This window comes from Emticicia sp., from assembly GCF_049241225.1.
GTDB lineage: Bacteria > Bacteroidota > Bacteroidia > Cytophagales > Spirosomataceae > Emticicia.
On record NZ_JBMLRC010000042.1, the window covers coordinates 3,166 to 8,862 of the forward strand.

At 37.1% G+C, this 5,697-nt stretch carries 6 protein-coding genes; 4 read left to right on the forward strand and 2 right to left on the reverse strand.

All coding sequences use genetic code 11. The features are described from left to right. Both ACOVO2_RS02780 and ACOVO2_RS02785 read right to left on the reverse strand, forming a co-directional pair. On the reverse strand, positions 1-731 hold a 731-nt coding region (locus ACOVO2_RS02780; RefSeq protein ID WP_421768509.1), incomplete at its 3' end, for a CTP synthase. Between the two features lie 131 nt (positions 732-862). Further along, positions 863-1,591 carry a hypothetical protein gene (locus ACOVO2_RS02785; RefSeq protein ID WP_421768510.1) on the reverse strand — a complete coding sequence of 243 codons (729 nt, stop codon included), beginning with the start codon at positions 1,589-1,591 and terminating at the stop codon, positions 863-865. A 316-nt stretch (positions 1,592-1,907) separates the two neighbouring features. Here ACOVO2_RS02785 and ACOVO2_RS02790 point away from each other — a divergent pair, with 316 nt between their 5' ends. From ACOVO2_RS02790 to ACOVO2_RS02805, 4 genes are all read left to right on the forward strand, one after another. Next, positions 1,908-2,585 (forward strand): hypothetical protein, encoded by a 678-nt coding sequence (locus ACOVO2_RS02790; RefSeq protein WP_421768511.1) that lies wholly within the window; start codon positions 1,908-1,910, stop codon positions 2,583-2,585. 17 nt (positions 2,586-2,602) lie between these two features. After that, positions 2,603-3,571: an oxygenase MpaB family protein gene (locus tag ACOVO2_RS02795; protein ID WP_421768512.1), complete on the forward strand. Its 969-nt coding sequence runs from the start codon at positions 2,603-2,605 to the stop codon at positions 3,569-3,571. Positions 3,572-3,653: 82 nt separating this feature from the next. After that, positions 3,654-4,295, forward strand: coding sequence for a TetR family transcriptional regulator C-terminal domain-containing protein (locus ACOVO2_RS02800; RefSeq protein WP_374757860.1), 642 nt, complete (start codon positions 3,654-3,656; stop codon positions 4,293-4,295). Positions 4,296-4,405: 110 nt separating this feature from the next. After that, a partial coding sequence (locus tag ACOVO2_RS02805) for an ABC1 kinase family protein (protein ID WP_421768513.1) occupies positions 4,406-5,697 on the forward strand: 1,292 nt, incomplete at its 3' end.

Sequence of the window (5,697 nt, forward strand, 5' to 3'; positions counted from 1 at the left end):
ACCGAACTTTGCTCAACATTACAGAAAAGAGCAATTTTACGGCGAATATCGGCAGGAAGTGGATGCTCGGTGCGGCAAACAATGATGTCGGGCTGAACGCCTGATTCTTGCAACATTTTTACTGAGTGCTGTGTCGGCTTGGTTTTAAGCTCACCAGCCGAGCTTAAATAAGGCACAAGTGTAAGGTGAATTGTGAGCAAATTATCAGCTCCCAAATCCCATTTTAACTGACGCACGGCTTCAACAAAAGGCAAAGATTCAATATCACCTACGCAACCACCCAATTCAGTGATTACGATGTCGTATTCACCAGTTTCGCCTAGTTGTAAGATATTACGCTTGATTTCGTCAGTGATATGCGGAATAACTTGCACGGTTTTTCCGAGATAATTTCCACGACGCTCGTTTGTGATTACATTGTAATAAATGCGGCCAGTTGTTACGTTGTTTGCCTGTGAAGTTGGCACATTCAAGAAGCGTTCGTAATGACCCAAGTCGAGGTCGGTTTCTGCTCCATCATCGGTTACATAGCATTCGCCATGCTCGTATGGGTTGAGTGTCCCAGGGTCAACGTTGATATACGGGTCAAATTTTTGAATGGTTACTGATAATCCTCTGGCTTGCAGAAGTTTGGCTAAAGAAGAGGCGATAATGCCTTTGCCGAGTGAAGATGTTACGCCACCCGTTACGAAAATATACTTAGGGTTACGTGTTTGCCCGTGTACTGACATGAGGTTTGTTGTCTTTGATTACGGGATACAAAGGTACGGAATTTTGGTGGATTTTGTGGCTTAAAAAAATATAATTTTAACTTTACTGTTGTAAGGTGCTGATTGTTAGGCGATTAGTGTTTTAGATTTGTTTACTTACAAGTATAAGTAAAGATTTCTTGATGTGAGCTCTCCTGACCGTTTTGTTTTTTACTGATCTTGGCTTTCGAAATATAGCCTTCTGGGGTATATTCATAACTGTAGGTGAAGCTGATATCTCCACTGTCGCTGTAAATTTTTGTAGAGATTGGGTTATTTTTATTTTGGAAATAAGTAGTGTTTTCTCCACCAATAGTTGCCGAAAATATCGTAAAATACATCATCAGGTTACCGAGTGGAGTATTGATATATGGCGATTTTTTATCATCAAAGCTGAGGTTTTCTAAAATGAGTCTATTCTGACCGTTTTCGACCAAAAATATTTTCTTGATATTATGATTGGCATCATATTCAAACTTAGTAACTAATATTTCATCAAAAACCGGCATACTCAGATCGACTCTTTCGATTTGCTTTTTTGTATTGTTATAAACTTTACTTTTAAATTCAAAAGGTTTATCTCGGCTATCTTTTCCCAAAAAGTTAATCAATGATAAACTACCCTTGTTATCGTACTCGTAGGTGATGTGATAGGAGTCGTCAAATGAACTTGATACTTTTTTGGGAAGGTTGTTTTCGTAAGTGATTTGATTAAAATCAGGGAAGCCTTCAAATGTAATTAACTGATTGTTGGTGTTGTATTCTAAATTATATATTACTCCGTGGCCTTGGTCTGCGTCTTTTAAGTAACAAATTTTTTGGGGAGCGGCTGATTTTTTCATTGTAATTAATGTGATTTCTTTGTCGCTGCAAGCGAAGAAAGTCACAATAATTATTATTATGCTCAATAAGAAGTTGTATTTCGAATTAAAAGAAAACATTATTTTATGATAAGATTGAAAACCCGTTGTTGTGATTAATAAACCGTTCAATCGTTAGTTATATTGTTAGATAAAGGTTGAGCAATAAACTTGCCAATACACTAAATCTACCGAAAAATAAAAAAACGAAGTGAAATTAGTCATAAATTATTGATAATTGTTGGTAATTATTTAATTTTATGGGGTATAAATCAAAACTACCTATTATGTATAAACCATGAAAAAAGCATTGATGCTTGCTTTTATACTGCTTTTCGTTATCGACTTAATTAATTGTATCATACCAGGGCAAGAGATTAGTGTGTGGTTTCGACCGATTCAAATGATAATTTTAATGCTTTGGGTAAATCAATTGAAGTTAAATCAGAAACGCTCCACGCTTATTAGCATTCCTTTAGTGATGGCCGCCTTTATGGACTACATTTTTTTTAAGTTTGGTTCTGTAATAGAATTATTGATGACTTTGCTTATTTTTATTAAATATCTTTTCTTCTTGTATTTGTTATATCTTGATATTGGTAAGTTACGTTTTACTAAAAAACTGTTTCGTTGGGCACTCAATTATATCATTATCTTCATTGTTATTGTTGCACTTGTAGGTGGTAAAACTAATATTTTTGCCTATTTGTTGGCCATTGAAGTAGCTTTTATCTTCCTGTTGATATCATTGAAAAAAAGTGATAGTGAAATTTTTCGACAAAAGTATCTTGGGTATTGTTTCATAATTCTTTCGCTCATATTTGCAAAAATTTTATTTTCAGATTCAAGATGGTTTATCGAACTGATTAGTAGATTTTCGTTTATAATGGGCCACCTTTTGTTTATCTCTGGTTTGGCAAATGTAAAGTTATTTTCAACGAACTCAAACACTTTAGATTATCAAGCCGTTAAGTAATCATAGACGGAAAATTTATGATTAGTAAAGCAGAGTTGAGTAAATATAGAGCTTGGGGCGATAATGAAGCTGACGAAACTATTAACCAGATTGTTCAGCAACACGGAATCGCTTCTTTACGCCAACTCATGCCGTTTTTCTCTGATTATCAGAATCTTAGTTTTGAAAATCAATCTCCGATTCTGCAGGCATTTTTATCTGCAAATTCTTCACTACCAGTTTTTTACGATAAAAAAAAACTCATTCGTGCTACCGATTTTTACCGTGAAAACCAACAAAACATTGGCTTGATTTTGGGGCTTTACTCTTTGCCCTATTGCTATTTGGGTGCTGATGGAGCAAAGGTTTTGTATATGTCGGAAAGAATCAAGAATGATACCTATAAACGCCTGACCGAAACAGGGAATTTCCTGAAAGCCGTCATGAATTATGATAATTGGCAAAGCGAACGAATATTTGCTATTTGCTTGAAAGTCAGACTTTTGCACGCAACCATTAGGTATTTTACGCTTCATAGCAAACAATGGGATATGGCTTGGGGATACCCGATAAACCAAGAAGATATGTTGGGTACGAATTTAGCTTTTTCGCTTGTGGTATTGCGTGGAATGGAAAAACTTGGCTACGTGATTGATAAATCTTATGAAGATGCCTACATCAATACATGGAATGTGATAGGTTTTTTATTGGGAGTGAAACAGGAAATGATGCCCGAGAGTTATGTAGAGGCTGTAAAAATAGACAAGCTGATTGCCGAACGGCAATTTCGTGTATCGATTGAAGGTCAGCAACTTACGGCTTCATTGATGAATGTAGTTCGCTCATTTGCTCCGAGCGAAATTACGGCCAACCTCCTGCAATCGCAATCTCGGATGCTCCTCGGTGAAAAATATGCCAAAATGCTTGGCATTGCCGAAACAAATATCCCAAACACTTTGTTGAAAGTATATAACACAACATCGGTTTTGATGTCGAAAATATTTTAATTAGACCACTGGCCACAGACGATAGTCCACAGTTTTAAAATCTGTTGATCGTTGTCAGTCGACAGTTGACTCCACGAAAAAAATGACACAAGAAAAAATAAGACAAGCATACACCGAATACGTACTCGAAAATGGAAAACAACCAGAGTCGGTTTATGCTTTTTGCAAGAAATTGAAGATTAAGGAAGAAGCTTTTTATGATGAGTACTCGTCGTTTCCGCAGATAGAAAGCGAAATTTGGAAGGCTCTTTTCATCGAAGCTCGTGCTGCTGCTGAGCGTGAAGAGGTTTACCAAAATTACTCAGTACGTGAGAAATTATTGGCTTTTCTTTACACTTGGATTGAAACGCTTAAGAAAAACCGCAGTTATATCTTGAAATCTTACGAAGGTTTTCAGAAACCAATTTATACCAAACGCAATGCTCAATTGGTTGATTTCAAGGCCTCGTTTTATGATTATGTGAACGAACTTTTGATGGAAGCCCGTGAAACTCGTGAGGTTGAACAACGTCCGATTCCGCAACTGATGCAGCGTTATCCAGATTTATTTTGGGCAAAAACACTCTTTGTGCTTGATTTTTGGATAAATGATACAAGTAAAGCATTCGAGAAAACCGACACAATGATTGAGAAAACCGTTAATACGGCCTTCGATTTGTTGGGTCGTTCGCCACTCGATTCGTTATTTGATTTAGGAAAGTTTATTTTTCAGAATAGAAAGTAGGAAGCCCCACCCCCAACCCCTAAAGGGGAGTAAAAGCATTTATCAATGTGGGGTAAAATTTTTAACTTTAGCTCCCCTTTAGGGGCGGGGGGTAAGTTTACAAAAAATATATGAATTCACAAGAAAGTATCCCCACATCGAAAGTTGCTCGTGCTACGCAATTTGCCAAAGCGGGTGTAAAGGTTGGCGGTAATTATATCAAACATTACAGTAAAAAACTTTTTGACCCATCGCTTACAAAAGAGCAACTTCACCAAGAAAATGCCGCTGATGTATATGATACACTCAGCAATTTGAAAGGCAGTGCCTTGAAAGTGGCTCAGATGATGAGTATGGACAAAAACTTGTTGCCACGTGCATATACCGATAAGTTTGCGATGTCGCAATATTCGGCTCCGCCCTTGTCGGCACCATTGGTTATCAAGACTTTCAAGAAATATTTTGATAAATCACCCTCTGAAATTTTCGATAAGTTTGATTTGAAAGCCGAAAATGCCGCTTCAATCGGGCAAGTGCATAAGGCCGAAAAAAACGGTAAAAAATTGGCCGTGAAAATTCAGTACCCCGGAATTGCCGATAGTATCAGTTCGGATTTGAAAATGGCTCGTCCGTTGGCGGTGCAATTATTAAATCTAAATGATGCCGAAATCGACCGCTATTTCAAGGAAGTTGAAGAAAAACTACTCGAAGAATCGAATTATGAATTAGAATTACAGCGTTCTGTTGAAATAACGAATGCTTGTAGTCACATTCCTGATTTGTTTTTTCCGAAATATTATCCAGAATATTCATCGAAAAGAATCCTGACGATGGATTGGATTGAAGGAATGCACCTAAAAGAATTTTTGGATACCAATCCTTCGCAAGAAGTAAGAAACCGAATCGGACAAGCACTCTGGGATTTTTATGATTATCAGATGCACACGCTTCGCCAAGTGCATGCCGACCCACACCCGGGGAATTTTTTGATGACACCAGATGGCCGTTTGGGTGTGATAGATTTTGGTTGTGTAAAAGTGATTCCCGACGATTATTATCAAAATTATTTTGCCTTAATAAATCCTGATACACTCGAAGATGAAGCCGAAATTCAACGAATTTTCTGGACATTAGAGTTTATTGTGGAAGAAGATACACCGCAGAAACGAGTGTTTTTCTCAGATTTATTCAAGCAAATGATTGAATTGCTGGGCCGTCCGTTCAATGCCAATACATTTGATTTTGGTCAAGAAGGCTACGTTGATGAAATTTATAATTTCTTTGAATACGTATCAAAATTGCCCGAACTGAAAGACTCAAAGGCGGCACGTGGTTCGCAACACGGGTTGTATGTAAATCGTACCTACTTTGGACTTTACACAATCTTGAATGATTTGAAAGCAGAAATAAAAACTACTAAACC

What these genes read in the sequence shown, in the direction of transcription:
- ACOVO2_RS02785 (WP_421768510.1), bottom strand. Translation starts at nt 1,591, where the DNA reads ATGAAAAAATCAGCCGCTCCCCAAAAAATTTGTTACTTAAAAGACGCA.
- ACOVO2_RS02790 (WP_421768511.1), top strand. Translation starts at nt 1,908, where the DNA reads ATGAAAAAAGCATTGATGCTTGCTTTTATACTGCTTTTCGTTATCGAC.
- ACOVO2_RS02795 (WP_421768512.1), top strand. Translation starts at nt 2,603, where the DNA reads ATGATTAGTAAAGCAGAGTTGAGTAAATATAGAGCTTGGGGCGATAAT.
- ACOVO2_RS02800 (WP_374757860.1), top strand. Translation starts at nt 3,654, where the DNA reads ATGACACAAGAAAAAATAAGACAAGCATACACCGAATACGTACTCGAA.